Raw genomic sequence first — 16,238 nt, forward strand, 5'->3', positions numbered from 1 at the left:
GAAATTTACCTTTCATAATTTCATTTTTTACTTTTAACTTCAGAATATCGAATCTTTTTTTATTATGGATCTAAACTGATCCAATAGTGATTCTGGCGCAATTGCTCTGAAGTTTTTACACTAGAACCTTCTTATTTACGCATTGAAAAATGTTACCTATAACGGAAAAGCCCAGATAGCGATGTGGCGGTATTCCTATTAAAGGTATCTCTCCTTCTAAAGTAGACAGTACTTGCAATCTTAGTACGAATCACAGTTGAATTCATGTTACTTAATCGTACCCATTCCACCAATTTTAATCTTAACCTTGACGTTTACATCGCCTTTTGCTAATTCGTTACCCCAATTATTTTGTATTTTTTTCCATTTCGGATATGTGTATGTTCTTGCATATCCTCCAAGCCCAATAGGATCAATTTTGGCGGTTTGTATTTTTTGTATTAATTGCTTGAAATCAGCTTCTAGCTTAGTTTCAATCGCCTTTTGTAATTTTGCTGCGTCCTTTCTAGTGTTAAACGAAAAAAGTCGTTCTGTAATACCGATTCTCATCTTTACATCTACATTAAATATAAAATGATCATCATATCTTGCCTTTGTCTTTACTTTAATACCATAGGCAGTAAAACTTATCAAATCTTTATCTTGACTATCTGAATTTAGCTTAATTGGAACTGTAAATGGTAACTCCCCTGCAGTTCCTTGTTGCAAAATGCGTAAGAGTTTGTTTTCATCAGGTTTCAGTGTTAATTTATACTTTCCTTTTTCATCCAATAAGGCTGTACCTGTCACCCATATTTTATTCTTTTTTTTCAGTTCAGTAATATTTGCTGTTAGCCCTTTGTCTGCTCTTTGTTCATATAATTCTTGAAGTGTTGTTTTCACCGTGATATTTCTTAAAAAAGCGGTATCAACTAGTTTTGTTAAATATATAGGAAGCCTTGGTTTATCTTTTGGACTATAGAAGATGACGTCTGAAACAGGTCCATCTACAGCGACAACCCTTGCGGTAACTGTATTTTTGGGATCACGGTAAAATGGATCAAGGTAAATTTCCCAGTTTTTTTGTTTCAGTAGCCTTTTTCCAACTAAAATAACCTGTGTTTTACTTCCGGCGGTAAGTGCCATAACCGTAGCATCAAATTGGTCTCTTGCTTTTCGAACCGTAGCAGATTTCACACCAGTAGTTTCTTCTTTTATTTTTGCTTCTTTATTGAAAACAGGGCTTGATATATACACTAATAAATTATCATTAGGATCTAAATCGATACCAAGAATAAGAGTAAGAGAAACATCTTCAACATTTCTTTGATCGAAGCATCCAGTCATCAAGAACACCAATAACAAAATACAACATAGTACTTTTCTTTTCAATGTATTCTCCTCCGGCGAAACTTCTCATATAGACAGCAATACAGCCATAAAATAATAGGTAATATATATGTTACTCCTAATCCAGTATTCGATAATACCTGTTGCCAAATTTCAGATTCATTCCAACTAGGATGAGTCCAAAATGTGAATCCGATAATAAGCAATAAGAGAACAACTACATGAGAGCTGTGATCTTGTTTTCCAAGTAATTGGCTTGAACAAAATACAGAACAGTATAGGGCAGGGATCCATGATGTGGAAACAATGGTTAAGTAAACAGCCAATAAAATCATGTCAAAACGTTCTAAAAAACGAAATTCAATTACTTTCAGTAAATTTATTACCGGTTGATTATATTGCGTAATGCTATCAGGGCTAAAATAGGCAAAGCAAACAATAGTAGCAAATAAATAAAATAACATCGTTAAGGTGTTTGCTATAACCATTCCATGGACTGCATACTGTTTTTTTTGTAAAAATGGATATAAAAAGAAAGCAATATCAAACCCTAAATAAGCATAAACAGTGCTTGGTACAGCGGTTAATATCGGTTTCCACCCTTCTTTTAAAAGCGGAAAGAAAGGCATCCAGCTTCCATTCCCTATAAGAGGGATTAAAAAAAATATCGGAATCCAAAGCGCCATATAAAAAAAAAGTTCGGCGTACCGTCCTAAAATACTAGGACCGTTACGTGCAACAAAATAGGTAGGAATCGAAAACAAAAAGATAACGATATAGTCAGGCGTTTTCGGGAGAAGCCATCCCTTAAGGTAAAGCATAGCGTTTATAAGAACGATACAAGAATAAAAAGCGAAGTACATCATGTAAATAACAACGAATGCTTTCCCTACTATTTTTCCAAACAATCGTATAAGAATATCATAAATTGTATCCTCAGGATATCTTGCAGCTGTTTTCACTATAAACACACCTGATATTGTGGAGAAAATCCAACCAATCAATATAGCTATCCATCCATCTGTTCCAGCCTTTTCTGCAAGCACACGTGGAAGCGATAAAACGCCAGTGCCCACCTGCACTCCATTAATTAAAATAATATACTGCATAAGAGTGATTTCATTATAGGCATACTTTTTCATAATTTCACCTTTTATTACGATTCTTTCCTTGTCGAATAGTTTGATCGGTTCCATTCCCCTTAGGACGCCTTCTTATTGTCCATAAAGGAAAGCGTACAAAAACATCTTTCATATCTGCAAAACGAAAGGGTGCTAATGGTGTTCCGTAAGAAGTACCTAGCGATTTAAGACTACTTAGATGCCCAATTAAAGTCATCCACCCGATAACAAGTCCTACAATTCCAAATAAGGCAGCTGCTAGCATCATTGGAAAGCGTAAAAGTCTTACTGCCGCTCCCATATCATAGTTAGGGATAACAAAAGAAGAGATGGCGGTAACAGCAACAACAATAATCATAATATTGCTTACAATTCCCGCCTGAACAGCCGCCTGGCCGATGACAATACCACCTACAATTCCAACTGTCTGACCAATCGGAGTAGGTATCCGTAAAGCCCCTTCTCTCATCGTTTCCAATGTTATTTCCATAAGTAACGCTTCCATAACTGGAGAAAAGGGTACGCGCGTTCTTGATTCAGCAATAGATAAATATAGCTCTACAGGAATAACTTCAAAATTAAAGGAAATAAACGCAACATAACTCGCAGGCAGAAATAAAGCAACCATAAAGGCGACAAAACGAAGCAATCGAATAGACGAAGCAACTAACCACCTTGTACCGTAGTCATCGACTCCTTGAAAAAAGGAAATAAAATTTGTTGGAGTAATTAACACATTAGGTGAATGATCCATTACAGTTACAAATCTACCCTGTAGAATGTGAGATACAGCCAAATCAGGTCTTTCAGTTAATATAAATTGTGGAAACGGTGAGTAAGGGTGATCTTCAATGAATTCTATAAGTTCGCCATTACTAGCCACAGCGTCGATTGTAATATTTTGAATTCGTGTTTCTAATTCCTTCAGCACATCTTCAGAAGCTACATCTTTCAAATATAAAATAGAAATTTTGGTTTTGCTCCGTACACCAATTATTATTTCTTTTATCGCTAATTCACGATGAGGAATATATCTTCGAATCATTGCGATATTTTGACTTCCAGTTTCTATGAAAGCTTGATGTGCTCCTTTTAGAGCTATTTCGTTATGTGCGTCCTCAACACTTCTTTGTGGCCACCCTTTTGTATCCAATTGATGTGCTGTTGTTCGACTGTGAATTAATAAAACACTATCTCCCCCAAAAATAGCATTTTCAATCTGACTTAATGTATTAATAATCTTAATTTGTCCTAACGGAATTGGAAGTTCTCTATTAGTATCAAAATCAATATTCATCAAAGGACTGAGAACATGATTTTGAATCAATTCTTTATCTGTTAATCCAGATAAGTATACTAAGGCTGCTTCTAATCCACCTACTGTTATTTGAAACTGCCGAATTACTAAATCAGGCGCTTGACGAAATATATTCTGAATATGAGCTATGTTTTTGGATAAATCAGCGTCTAAGAGGGAGTCTTCAATATTTTTTTCCTGAAAATGAGTATTGTCTCGTATTGAACATGACTTAGGGTTGTCTCTATATTTTAAACGCCTCAAAAATTTAGCCATGATTCCCTCACTTTCTATGTACCTTTTATAGTATGTTTAGTATGCATATATTAAGGAAAAATATCCTAATAGTTCCTACAATTACACTTTTAAGACATTAGATACATTTCTTGCTGTCTTTTTTACTTATGTATTCCTTTTTGTTGTTGATGTAACTTTTCAATTGTAACTGACACACATCTGAAACTCTAAACCCTCTCTCTTCCCTAACAACTACTAATCGTAAAATTTCAGAATCTAAATTGTGTAAATTCCCCAATACTCGCTACCCTATAAAGATACATGTTTAACATGTTGGTGATAGTTTTTCTTTTCTCTTCTATATGTTCTAGTGACATAATGTTTGGTTAAAATAACCTTTAAACTCTTTTTAAGAAAAACTTAAGAAAATCTCCCTTTATTCATAAGAATTTTTTTCTATACTGAAGCATGTAAATGAACAAGAGGAGAAACGATAATGAGAAAATTTGTAATTTGCATATTAGGAATAGGCCTTCCTATATACTTACTACCTTTCATATTACGCGGGGATTTAGACAGATTTAATCCGATTGCTGAAGAAAAAAATGTATATGCCGTTGCGAAAGGATATGGTGTTCCGGATTATCATCAAAAAGGAAAAGCTATGTACTCACTAAAAGCTGTTGATGAATTAAGCAATGAAAAAGAATATAATGTTGGAACGAACACGCCTAATGATTTTATAAGAAAAACTTACTTAAAAATTCATGTAAAAGGAAAGTATGTGTATTCTTACGATATTATTTCTAAAGAGGATATTCCGGAGAAAATAAGGGGACAATTGGAGATAGCAAATAAATAAAAGAGCCAATTCATACGAGTTGGCTCTTTATTCTCTCTTCCATCTACCGCTGGGAGAATTCTTTCGGTAGATTTATTAAATTCGTTATCATTGTTTCAATAACCATTCTTCAATTACTTTCACTGTTTCATCTCGTTGTGCTTTTGGCGTAATTAAACTCGCATTATCACCTTTTTGCTCACCGTACATGCCAAAATTAGCATGATTCCCCCCTTTTATCATGTGCATAGTATTATTCTTTGACATTAACTTTTTATTGTTCTCTATTTTTTCTACAGTTGCTAAAGCATCTACTTCCCCGTAAATTGATAACATTGGAATCGATTTGGCAGAGAAATCATCTGCAGGATAAGAACCTAAGAAAATAATTCCGTCTACCTTTTCTTCATGTTGAAAGGCATACCTAGAAATCATAGCTCCGCCCATTGAATGCCCAGCAACATACCATTTTTGAACTTCAGGGTACTTTTCAATTACACTATCTACCTCATTTATTCCAAGTATCGCTAAGTTTAATGGTAACTTAGGCATTACTACAAAATGCCCATCTTTTGCAAGTGCTTCCCCTAAGTAACTATAAGCCTCGGCTTCTACTTTAGCTCCTTGATAAAAAATAACCCCTATTTTAGCATCTTTCTCTCCAAAAGCTATATAATCTTCATCTTTTTTATCATCTACTAAAGACAAAGCCTCTTTCGTTGGTTTATAAGTAAACTGAGACCAAGTTAAAAAAGTAATACTTCCGATGAGTAAAATACCTAGTAAAGAGTACAGAACAATTTTTATCCATTTCTTCACATATATGACCTCCCTAAGATGTGTATATTCTATACTTTAGATTATCATTAATAAACATAAAAACTCGAGCATTTTCATTGTGCTCAAGTTTTCATTTACGTCTTTAATTTATACTATAAATTGTCCAAGATAAATATGTAGCAAATGTAGCCCATAAAAAATATGGGATTAGCAACCATGCCGATACTTTAGATAAATTGGAAGAAAACATAATGAGAAGTAACGTAGTAATAGCGACTAGTAAACAATCTACTGTTGCTAAAAACAAATTCTTTTGGCTAAATTGAAAGTAGCTGAACGCTTGATTGAATATATAATTTAAAAGGAATAAAAACCAAAATGTTTTTGGCTTGAATCCATAGTTGTTGTAAATAATTGCAACTGATAATGCAATAAGTCCAAATAATACAGCCCATATCATTCCGATTGTCATACCAGGAGGTGTCCAAGACGGCTTTTCTAACGCATCATACCAAGTACGATCAATAGGGAATAAAACACTAGAAACATAAAACAAACCATATGTTAGTAAAAATACTATAATACTAGATTTTTTCATAAACATTCTCCTTTTTACTAGAAGATTATAGAAACTTTATATGATTAGTATGTCCTTGTAATGAATAAAATTCTAATATTTAAATTCCAAATACATATTGTTTAACCTATTTCATACAAATTCTTTCATACTTTTATATGCACAAAGGGCTCTCTCTCGTGCTGCCTTATGATCAACAATCGGATAAGGATATGTATCCCCAAGTTTTATATTGGATTTTTGTAAAATATGCTCAGGTGCTTCCCAAGGTTTATGTATATATTTGTTTGGGATATATCTTAGTTCTGGTACCCATCTTCTTATATACTCTCCATTTTTATCAAACTTTTCTCCTTGTGTGATGGGGTTAAAAATACGAAAGTACGGTGATGCATCTGCTCCGCTTCCAGCAACCCATTGCCATCCCATTGTATTATTTGCAATATCAGCATCTAGTAGTGTATCCATAAACCATTTTGCTCCTTCTTGCCACGGAATTAACAAATGCTTTACAAGAAAAGAGGCTACAGCCATTCTTGCCCGGTTATGCATAAAACCTGTTTGCCATAGTTCTCGCATTCCCGCATCAATAAACGGATAACCCGTTTTCCCCTTTTGCCATACTCTTAATAACTCCTCTTCCTTATCCCACGGGAAATTTTCAAAGCTCTTATTAAGAGGTCTATATACTGTAAATGGATAATGATATAGTAAATAATAAGAAAACTCTCGCCAAATTAATTGACGTATAAAGCTATTAACTTGTTTTTCAAAAAGACTACATTGTCTTTCGGTACTTTTATTTATTAAGTAATGAAACATTAGCTTTACTGATATTTGACCAAATGAAAGATACGGTGCCAACATCGAATGGACATTTTGATCTGGAAAATCTCTTCCTTCACTATAAGAGACTAATTTGCTAGAGAAAAATTTCTTGAATGTTTTATATGCCCCTTCTTCTGTCGGATCCCATATTACTTCCATATGAGATGTCCACGGTATAGTCGGCAACAAGTGTAATTCTGAAACAGATAAGCTTGCTGGTAAAGAGTTTCCCCACTTTATACTCTGCACTCTGCTAATAGGTTTAGGTATTACCTGCTTTTGAAATGCATTGTAAAAAGGCGTAAACACCTTATATTCAGTGTTATCTTTCTTTTTAATAACCCACGGTTCTAATAATAAATGCGAATTAAATTCTTTACAGATAATACCTTTATCCTCTAACATCATTTTCATTTTTTGATTAGATTGTAATCTGTCCAGATCATAACAAATATTCCAATATACAGCCGTTATATCTAATTGCTCTATGAGAGAAAGTATTTCTTCCTCCGTACGTCCTTTACGAATTATTAAAGTAGAGCCCAATGCCTCAAGTTGCTTCTTTACATCTATTACAGCATGGTGCAACCACCACTTTGACGCACTTCCTATTGAAAAAGTTTCATCTTGTATATATACAGGAAGAACCTCACCAGACTGAACAGCCTCAAATAGAGCTGGGTTATCATATAAACGAAAATCTTTTTGAAACATAACAATAATTTTATTTTGCATGGCTATCCTTTCTAATTCTTAAAGCACAATTCATTCTTTATTAGAACAAATACTTCTGTTATTTTTAAATGATTATAAGAATCATTTTTTGTAATTGCAAACAAACTCTTCTATCTTTAATGGATTTTTCCAACTCTTAATAAAGATAAAAATATAATGCACTTTGTACTTATCTTAAACTCTTATAAAATAAAAAAGAAAATGGAGAGAAAGATGAAAAAACAATTTTATAAACAATCAAACTTAAATACATCTATAGATTCAACAATCCTATGGACTTTTCAAAACCAAAATGCCATAAATACACTTTTGAATGAAGGTAAGCTTATAGCCGATCCTATTTTTGTTAGTAAAGAAGATTGCACAGCATATAAATACATTGTAAGACACATGAAACAGAAAGGTATTGACTTTATTATAGATTTACCCATTTGGGCATGGCATTCATGCAATGGTTGCCAAAAGAAGCCTACTTATGAGACTGCAAGAGAATTACTATCAGATATTCAATTAGAGAAAGAAATATACCTCATCGAATTCACATGTCCTAATTTTTTATTCATGTTAACAAACTATAGCGGATGGTGCGACATTTATTTTAAACTTACTGGCAATCCTAAAGCAAGTGTAACAAATGATGAAGAAAAATACTTATTTAATCTTTACCTTACCATTGAGGAAGAATGGGAATATCATCATATCCAAGCAACTCTACCCTACCTAAAAAAAGAATGGATTATACAAATAACTGAACTTAGTAAAATGAATGGATTTAACAAATAATATTGTTTATGAATGCTTTATTTAAGCATTCATAAACATAACAAATAGTCACATGAAACTAATACATTTAAAATAGCGTTTTTTTATAATGGAACCCTAAATAAGCTCCTTACTACTATGATTTTGTATACATGCAGTTTACTCATTTAGTTTTGGTCTAGTTTGTAAATATAAATTCAAATCTGGACTTGAACTGTTAATAATTATATCTCGAACAATTTTAGAAAGTACCATACTATAAACTAATCCATTATCTCCATACGCATAGATAAAGTGACAATTTGGAAACTCTTCATACATTCCAATTATAGGTAAACCATCATGAGTACCACCATAAAAAGCACTTAAATAAAATTCAGGTTCAACTGTTATATTGGGAAAGAGCTTATTAAATTCATTCACTAATTTCTCTTTTTTATGGATTAATTTTGAATCTCTTTCTTGAGCAATGTTTGTATCTTCATCTAATCCACCTATAATAATCCTATTATCTGCAGTAGTTCTCATATAAATATATGGTCTCGCAGTTTCCCAAATGAGAGTGCGTTTATACCAAGAAGATAAATCTTCCACAGGATTAGTAACAATTGCATATGAGCTAATCAGTGTAGCGTTCTTTTCCTTTTTAAATTCCAATCCTTCATATCCTGCAGCCACAATTACTTTATTGGCAGTAATAGAATTGCCCTCCTTTGTATAAAAGATAGCACATTCTTTCTCTAACTTTTTGCCAACAATCTCTGTATCTTCATAAATGTGAACTCCTTTATTAGAGGCTTGTTCTAATAAACTATGTGTAAATTTATAAGGATTTATTTCACCATCATTATACGTATAAATAGCTGCACGTTTTTTAAATGGATATCTCTGTCCAATTTGTTTTTCTGATAACCAAGCCGCTTTAAAATCATGCTTATGTAAATAATACAGTTCCTTTTCTAATTTCTTTATATCCTCTTCATAACTTGCATAATATAAGCTGTCACGTCGTTTAAAGTCAGAGCAATAAGGCAAGTTTTGATCAGCATATTCAATATCATTAATAGCTTGTTCACATAATTTCATATGCTTAACTGCATACTCTTCCCCAAATGTATTTACAAGTTCAAAAAACATCTTATCACCTAAATATTGAATAAGTGCTGTATTTGTAAGGTTACTTCCATGTCCTACCTTTCTTTTATCAACGATAACAATATTTAAATCTGATTCACTCAAATAGTATGCTGATTGAGCACCCGAACTTCCTGCTCCTATTATTAGTACGTCACATTTTATATCTTCGTCCAAACGAGGATAAGAAGGTGTATTAGAAAAAGTCGTGTTCCAATATAATTTCCCTTTCTGTAAATCCATTTTAATTGCACCGTCCTAAATAAAATAGTTATATCCCCATCGGTATCTCCAAATCATTCTTACTATATACTTCTTATCAAAATTATCTTGCTATCATGAATAAAGGTTTTCATAAACCTAAAAGCCTTGTCTTAAAAATTTTTTCGAAAAAACGTCAAATAATTTTTTATTTTTATTATAAAAAGAGAAAAAGATCTCCATTTATAGAAGATTTCTTTTACTCTTTTTAAAGGAAATAACTCCAATATTTAACATATTATAGTATCTACCAAATAAAAGTTGCTTATCTATCGATAACTTACACATAAGAATGCATTTGTTTCACTACTTTATTAACAGAAACTTTAACAACCGTTTCTTTTTCCCCTGTTCTATCAATCTTGAAACCATGAACTTTAACATCAGACGGTACTAGTGGATGATGACAAATCATATCTATACTCTTCTCAATATTTTCACTAACATTTTCTTTTCCACTTAGCCATTCATCAAGGCTACCACTTGAAAATTCAGGCATGCAATTTTCAAAGAGATAGTCTAGTTCCCTGTTATTTTTTATGGAATCACGTTGAATTTGTAGATTAACTACATCAGTTTCTTTATCCTCTATTCCTACAACAAAAATTTCTTCAACATTTTCTTGATAAATAGCAATAATAATAGATCTCATTATATCTCCATAAGGATGTACAATTACAGAATCGTAGCTGTGTATAGTCAACATGTTTTCTTGTTGAATGTTAGTTACTTGTTGGATAATAGGCTCTATTCCATGTTCAATGTCTGTTAACAATAAAACTTTTTTATTCTTTGAATTCATATGGAGCACTCCTTCTTCATTATTGTATTTATGAAACTTTTAAGCTAGTAACAATAGTTGATTATGCATTGCATGATTGTTACCAGTTTTTCCAGCGTCCCTCTGGATCAACACTTGCAAGTCTAACCCATCCATTTTGAACTTTTTCTCGAAATGTGAAATCATTATTTAGCAAACGTTCTATATATTGACTAGGCCCTTGAATTACAATTAGTAAACGAAGTGGTGAATGATACGTCTCACTATCTGACTGCATAACGGATTGCCAAGGTAAGCCCGGCAACAAATCACTTGCATTTCCCTGCATAACACCGAGACCCGCCGTTACGGTTTGGGTTGTTTTGTTTCCACTACCATAATAATGAGGAGCTACAGTTGAAGCGTAATATTGTAGATTTATCCACTGAGCTACTGTTCCTGGTCCTGCAATAATGTTAGCTAATATATCGCCACTTTCATCCTGTTTCCAATCATAATTATGGAGGAAAGCCCTACCGTCTAAGTCACAATCCTGAGTTAATTCTCGTTGCCCGATAATAAAAGATGCATTACGAGCTAATCCCCATTCTGGACGTATTTCACTCCAATCTTCTGCAAATCGATGTGCCTCTTTACTCGCATTTTTTATTTTCGTTTTAAAATTTGGTAATTGCGTTAAACGCTCTCTATTTGCATGTTGGCTCACATTTGGCATAATCGACTCGATACAATCAAATGCTTCTTGCGCAGTTTCCGAAAGTTCTGGGACGTAAATCCATTCCAATTCATCCACTGTTGTTTTATGTTCAGCTGCTGCAAAAATGGTGTCCTCAGGAATTTTAATACCTTCAGCAGACAACGCCTCTCTCACTTCTGGAAGATTACATAAAGTAGCGAAAACTCTTGCATTAAACCCTCCCGCTGCTCCGCCACACGCACCACACTCAAGCGCTGCAGCATAAGGATTGTTCGTACTTTGACTACTATGTCCGCACATTACAACTAAAGGAGCAAATTTTTCTGTCAGTCCCACCATTTTTAAAGCTTGACGCACATAGTTCACTTTTTCTTCTTTAGTAAAACCGATAGGTATCTCACCCTTTGTGTCATGAACATGATTAAGCGAGAATGTTGTATCAGGTTTTTGTAACATAGTTTTACGAAGGTTACGAATGAAACCACCAACTCCTCTTGGGACAAAACTTCTTGTCACCATCTGTAGACCAAGTAAAGGACCACTTAACTCAGGTAGCGCCATACTTGTCAGTACGTTCTGTTTCATCGTTTTAAATGTATAACGTACCGAACTGCCTACCCTCTTACGTTGCTCATAAGATTTAAGTTCATTTTCATTTGTGAGCTCTTTTATTTGATGTTTCGGTTTGAGTATAACTGGCAAAGAAGGATGGTTGTTATTGCTACCTAGTTCACTAGTTGCAATTGGTAATCCAAAGAAACCAGCTATCCCAAATGTTTCAAACGGACCTAATTTTTCAAGATGGCGACGAAACGGTTCTGAACGTACATCAATACAGAATGCTAATTGAGCTAATACACGCTTTTTATCATCGGTTGCACGTTGTGTAGAAGCAATCTTCTCCCTTAATTGCTCTGCATGCGTTTGTTCCCAAGCTTCCAGCCAAAGTTTTCTGCGAATATTTTCATCAAAACGATAAGCGAATACTAATAATTCACTTTGTTCAGCAGCAGGCATTTGTAACCATTCCCGTGTTGAAATATTCCCCCAATAGATCCAAGAAGCTATAAGTGGGACGATCGAAACTTTTTTCTCAACCTTTTGATTTTTTAAAGGTAAATAAGGTTTTGCAATAGCCAGCTCCATAGAAATTCGAACTGCTAAATATTCTATGAGAAGTTCCTGTTCCTGAATTGATTGTTGTGAGCGCCATCGTATCATTCCTGCCCACCCAGGCAAAGAAAGCAAGTGCCCTTCAAGGTAAGATTGTATGTTAGATTCAGAAATTCCTAGTTCAGATAATGCTCTCGCTAAAGCTACTTCGGCATCTTGTGGCCAATCTTTTAAAACTTTACGCTCATTTTTACTGAGCGCTGGATCAAATTTAATAAGGTGTTGCCATGCACGATAAAAACCTTTCTCTCGATTTGGCATCGTCCAACTTGATCCGGAGTCATCAAGATATAATTTACACCATTTAATGATATGATAATTAAGAACATCAGATAGGTTTTCACTATTTTGATTCTCTATAAGCGAACTTATTGGCTGCATAACATACGCTTTCATACTTGCTGTATTTATATAACTCATTTCTTCTGCCAATTTATTTACTTCTGGCGATGATAATAGACTAGAAGGTAATTTTTCTAACTTTAAAGCTGCTTGGCAAAATCGCTCTGCTTTCTCTCGCGGAATATTAAAAGATTGTGAATCCAGCCAACGAGACAAACTCATTTGTAAAAATGATTCCTCAATCTCACCTTTTGCTTTTGCCGAATGAATCATGGAGGCACTAGGATAAATATCCACATTACGAGCTTCTTTTAACCAATTTGCGACTTGTTCAAATGATTGCTTTTCAAGTCCCATCCAAGGGTGGTGAGCTGCAAACGTCGAGATAGGCCAAAGTGGTGCAATAACTCGGCTAGCAGATGCAACTAAATCATTTATATTATTTTCTTGCATATCAATGTTTGTATCTTTCTTTAATATTGACGGTATGCTCATCACGAATTACCTCCCTTTGATACATAATGTTTCAGATAGCTTGGGTGACTTTCTACTGACTTTCTTCTCGCCTCACCTACTCGAACTAACCAAAGATAAAGTACAGCGAATAAAGCAGAAGATTGATGACGAGTAACGAAAGTACTAATAACACTACTAAATAGTAAAATACATATAACAAAGATAACGGCTGGAGCTGAAGGTTGAACACTTTGATAAATATCAGTATGCAACCATTTATAAAGAGAATTATGAACAGTAAAGTAAATGAGAGAAAATCCAATCAAAACAATTAAGCCAGCAATTCGTCCCATTCTTCCCTCTCCAAAAACAACAAGCTGTTTCCATGAAAAGTATAGTGACCATCCTAAGATTAACGCACTAACTAGTTGATACCCCTCTCCAGAAGACATAAACCAGAAAGTAATTGCTATAAATAATCCTAAAACACGCCCAACTATAATCCATAAATTGGATATCTTTTCATTAGACTGATTCACTACCCCAAAACGTTGCACGGAAGAACCAGCTTGTAAAAACAGTGTAGCTTTAAACAAACCATGTAAAATTAAATGAATAACAGCCGCTAAATAGGCGCCTAATGCACATTGAATAAGCATAAATCCCATTTGTGCAATAGTTGAACCTACTAGCTGACGTTTATAATCAACTTGGACTAAACTAATTCCTGCACCTATTAAGACAGAAATACTAGAGAAAATTAGTAAAATTATTTGTGCAATATCATCATGAAAAAGAGGTGAAAATCTAGTTAACATGATACCGCCAGCATTTACTAAACCCGCATGCATAGTAGCAGAAACAGGAGTTGGAGCAACAGCAGACTCAATTAACCATCTTTGAAAAGGCCATTGTGCTGCTGGAATCATCACAGCTAATATAATTAATAAGTTAATTCCTGTTCGCTCCAATGTTCCATGTAGCGCTACATTTTCATTCGTTAAAACTGATGTTAACTGCCACTGTCCTGTTACTTGAAAAAGCCAAATGATAGCTGATAGTAAGGCAATCCAACTTATTGTAAATAAATAGCCAGAGATTTTAGTTGCTTCACTAACTACTTTCCACCCTTTATTTAGCCCTATAAGTAGAACCAATCCTATAAGCGTTGCTCCCCAACAAATGAGCATTAAGCGAAGATCATCACTTAACCATGCAACCGAAGATACACCTGTAGTAAATGTAAAAAGTGCAAAGTATTTTCGATATGAGTGATCCCCCATTAAGTAACGTACAGAGAAACGCTGAATGATTAAACCAATTGTAAGAACAAAGAAAGCCATTAACCAAGCTAAAGTATCTAGATGCCAAGGCCCCACAACTCTATCTCCATTGTTATTAACAAGTGCGAGTAAAGAAACCAATGAAGGTAAAGCAGCGATACCAATATGGATATGAACAAAACGTAAAGGTACCCTTGCATGTAAAAACAATAATCCACTTAGCCAAGAAGCACTAAGCGCCATAAAAAATAAAGTTAACAGTGTTGATGAACTCAGCGAAATTAACATGTTAAATACTCCCTTCTAAGCGAAAATAGCCTATAAAAATTCCTTTTAATTACGATAGTTTTTTAAATTTCAATTTTCATTCACTCTTTTTAGTGCATCGTTTTTTCCCATAAAAAAAACCGACAACTTCCATAATTCAATGATTTTATATCATCATTGAATTATGGAGATTGTCGGTTTCACTTCAACTAACTTCAATAAAGTTTTTTGAAGAGCTCCCATTTTATAGAGGATAGTAATGTATGTATTACTCCTATTAAAAATAACAGTATATCTCTGATCTCCTAGATTATGCAATCAATATATCAATTTATGTTATGCGCTATCTTTCAATTAAGAAACTTTTTCATTTAGTCAATATTACATATTAAAAAAATGCTAAAGCCTTAATTATAGCAAACAGTTAAAATAAGCATCTATTAATTTTTTAAAACAATTATAAGATAAACTATATTAAGCAGTTTGTCAATTTATTTATCAGTTTTTTTGAACGTTATTCCAATTAAAATTCAGTATACGTAAATAATTTCAAGTTTTTAATTATTATTATGTTAATAAATTTAAATAAAGTGCAAAAATTTAAGGTTTCTTAACTCTCTCACTACATTTTTAGTTTATCTTCCACTAACCTTAAGATGTTTTTTATTTTTAAAATTTTTCCTCAAGATTATGAAACAATTTAAAAATCATTACTCGTTCACCAGTGCGGGAGCTTATATCCGTATGAAAGCTTTTCACTTTTTCTTCAGTTAATTCTAGTATAATCTCTTTCAAATCTTCAATTCCAGATTCAACTAGCTCCGAACGATTTTTCTTTATCGTTAGCATACCGTCTTTTGTTTCGCAAACCGTATATTCAGCCGGCGTTAAAATACCTTGTAGATTTACGATAATCATATCCCTTAATATATCTGTCTTAACGGATATAGACCCGCGTCCTAGGTAGTCCTTTTCCCAGTGAGTAATTGCTTTGCTTATCTCTGATTCAATAGAGCCTTTTGAGTTTTTCATCTTTGTATCCTCCTTCAATAAAATGTAATTACATTTATAATTACAATAACAATATAATAATCTGGATTGATTTTATTTTCAATTATTGAGAAGAATTTATAGGAATCGTTCTCATGTATCCTTTAGTATTAAAGTGAATTTTTATATTGCAATATACGTTTTTTTGATTATCCAAAACAAAATACTCTTACTATAAAGACTCTGTTGCATAGATTTCTAAAAGGACATTCCGGAGAAAATAAGGAAACTCTTGTAACGTAATATACAAACGAAAAAGCCGATTTCTTTATAAAATAAGAAATCGA

Annotated in this window: 13 protein-coding genes; 2 read left to right on the forward strand and 11 right to left on the reverse strand. The window is 33.4% G+C overall.

Annotated elements, in window-relative coordinates; translation table 11 throughout:
• Positions 1-267 precede the first annotated feature (267 nt).
• Genes AC3EMB_RS15345 through AC3EMB_RS15355 form a run of 3 tightly spaced genes read right to left on the reverse strand, consistent with a single transcriptional unit; the run spans position 268 to position 4,023 of the window.
• Positions 268-1,371 carry a Ger(x)C family spore germination protein gene (locus AC3EMB_RS15345; protein WP_053564050.1) on the reverse strand — a complete coding sequence of 368 codons (1,104 nt, stop codon included), beginning with the start codon at positions 1,369-1,371 and terminating at the stop codon, positions 268-270.
• Complete coding sequence (locus tag AC3EMB_RS15350; RefSeq protein ID WP_003270936.1) at positions 1,368-2,471, reverse strand: GerAB/ArcD/ProY family transporter; 1,104 nt, start codon at positions 2,469-2,471, stop codon at positions 1,368-1,370. Before AC3EMB_RS15350 ends, AC3EMB_RS15345 begins: the two co-directional genes overlap by 4 nt.
• A gap of 4 nt (positions 2,472-2,475) precedes the next feature.
• Positions 2,476-4,023: a spore germination protein gene (locus AC3EMB_RS15355; protein ID WP_053564049.1), complete on the reverse strand. Its 1,548-nt coding sequence runs from the start codon at positions 4,021-4,023 to the stop codon at positions 2,476-2,478.
• Between the two features lie 457 nt (positions 4,024-4,480).
• On the opposite strand from AC3EMB_RS15355, the gene AC3EMB_RS15360 reads away from it, so the two are divergent.
• On the forward strand, positions 4,481-4,846 hold the full coding sequence (locus AC3EMB_RS15360; protein WP_001225224.1) for a YxeA family protein: 366 nt from the start codon (positions 4,481-4,483) through the stop codon (positions 4,844-4,846).
• 87 nt (positions 4,847-4,933) lie between these two features.
• On the opposite strand, the gene AC3EMB_RS15365 is transcribed toward AC3EMB_RS15360, so the two are convergent.
• The 3 genes from AC3EMB_RS15365 to AC3EMB_RS15375 form a co-directional block, all read right to left on the reverse strand.
• On the reverse strand, positions 4,934-5,644 hold the full coding sequence (locus AC3EMB_RS15365) for an alpha/beta hydrolase (protein WP_000758849.1): 711 nt from the start codon (positions 5,642-5,644) through the stop codon (positions 4,934-4,936).
• Positions 5,645-5,747: 103 nt separating this feature from the next.
• Positions 5,748-6,203 carry a TspO/MBR family protein gene (locus AC3EMB_RS15370; protein WP_000749744.1) on the reverse strand — a complete coding sequence of 152 codons (456 nt, stop codon included), beginning with the start codon at positions 6,201-6,203 and terminating at the stop codon, positions 5,748-5,750.
• Between the two features lie 111 nt (positions 6,204-6,314).
• Positions 6,315-7,745, reverse strand: coding sequence for a cryptochrome/photolyase family protein (locus tag AC3EMB_RS15375; protein ID WP_097960957.1), 1,431 nt, complete (start codon positions 7,743-7,745; stop codon positions 6,315-6,317).
• A 213-nt stretch (positions 7,746-7,958) separates the two neighbouring features.
• Between AC3EMB_RS15375 and AC3EMB_RS15380 the strand changes: the two genes are divergently transcribed.
• Positions 7,959-8,528: a DUF3841 domain-containing protein gene (locus AC3EMB_RS15380; protein ID WP_340783368.1), complete on the forward strand. Its 570-nt coding sequence runs from the start codon at positions 7,959-7,961 to the stop codon at positions 8,526-8,528.
• Between the two features lie 138 nt (positions 8,529-8,666).
• On the opposite strand, the gene AC3EMB_RS15385 is transcribed toward AC3EMB_RS15380, so the two are convergent.
• From AC3EMB_RS15385 to AC3EMB_RS15405, 5 genes are all read right to left on the reverse strand, one after another.
• A complete protein-coding gene (locus AC3EMB_RS15385; RefSeq protein ID WP_089171382.1) occupies positions 8,667-9,884 on the reverse strand; it encodes an NAD(P)/FAD-dependent oxidoreductase in 1,218 nt (405 codons plus the stop codon).
• Between the two features lie 298 nt (positions 9,885-10,182).
• Positions 10,183-10,704 carry a carbonic anhydrase gene (locus tag AC3EMB_RS15390; protein ID WP_089171383.1) on the reverse strand — a complete coding sequence of 174 codons (522 nt, stop codon included), beginning with the start codon at positions 10,702-10,704 and terminating at the stop codon, positions 10,183-10,185.
• A 79-nt stretch (positions 10,705-10,783) separates the two neighbouring features.
• On the reverse strand, positions 10,784-13,390 hold the full coding sequence (locus tag AC3EMB_RS15395) for a DUF2309 domain-containing protein (RefSeq protein ID WP_488517111.1): 2,607 nt from the start codon (positions 13,388-13,390) through the stop codon (positions 10,784-10,786).
• A complete protein-coding gene (locus AC3EMB_RS15400; RefSeq protein ID WP_488517112.1) occupies positions 13,390-14,922 on the reverse strand; it encodes an NADH dehydrogenase subunit 5 in 1,533 nt (510 codons plus the stop codon). Before AC3EMB_RS15400 ends, AC3EMB_RS15395 begins: the two co-directional genes overlap by 1 nt.
• A 648-nt stretch (positions 14,923-15,570) precedes the next feature.
• The gene (locus AC3EMB_RS15405; protein ID WP_000798161.1) at positions 15,571-15,933 is read right to left on the reverse strand and encodes a Na-translocating system protein MpsC family protein; all 363 of its coding nucleotides are present in this window, start codon (positions 15,931-15,933) and stop codon (positions 15,571-15,573) included.
• Between the last annotated feature and the right edge of the window lie 305 nt (positions 15,934-16,238).

It is taken from the genome of Bacillus sp. LQ16, assembly GCF_057784645.1.

Coding starts and splice junctions, on each gene's coding strand:
- AC3EMB_RS15350 (WP_003270936.1), bottom strand. CDS start 2,471: ATGAAAAAGTATGCCTATAATGAAATCACTCTTATGCAGTATATTATT.
- AC3EMB_RS15355 (WP_053564049.1), bottom strand. CDS start 4,023: ATGGCTAAATTTTTGAGGCGTTTAAAATATAGAGACAACCCTAAGTCA.
- AC3EMB_RS15360 (WP_001225224.1), top strand. CDS start 4,481: ATGAGAAAATTTGTAATTTGCATATTAGGAATAGGCCTTCCTATATAC.
- AC3EMB_RS15370 (WP_000749744.1), bottom strand. CDS start 6,203: ATGAAAAAATCTAGTATTATAGTATTTTTACTAACATATGGTTTGTTT.
- AC3EMB_RS15375 (WP_097960957.1), bottom strand. CDS start 7,745: ATGCAAAATAAAATTATTGTTATGTTTCAAAAAGATTTTCGTTTATAT.
- AC3EMB_RS15380 (WP_340783368.1), top strand. CDS start 7,959: ATGAAAAAACAATTTTATAAACAATCAAACTTAAATACATCTATAGAT.
- AC3EMB_RS15385 (WP_089171382.1), bottom strand. CDS start 9,884: ATGGATTTACAGAAAGGGAAATTATATTGGAACACGACTTTTTCTAAT.
- AC3EMB_RS15390 (WP_089171383.1), bottom strand. CDS start 10,704: ATGAATTCAAAGAATAAAAAAGTTTTATTGTTAACAGACATTGAACAT.
- AC3EMB_RS15395 (WP_488517111.1), bottom strand. CDS start 13,390: ATGAGCATACCGTCAATATTAAAGAAAGATACAAACATTGATATGCAA.
- AC3EMB_RS15400 (WP_488517112.1), bottom strand. CDS start 14,922: ATGTTAATTTCGCTGAGTTCATCAACACTGTTAACTTTATTTTTTATG.
- AC3EMB_RS15405 (WP_000798161.1), bottom strand. CDS start 15,933: ATGAAAAACTCAAAAGGCTCTATTGAATCAGAGATAAGCAAAGCAATT.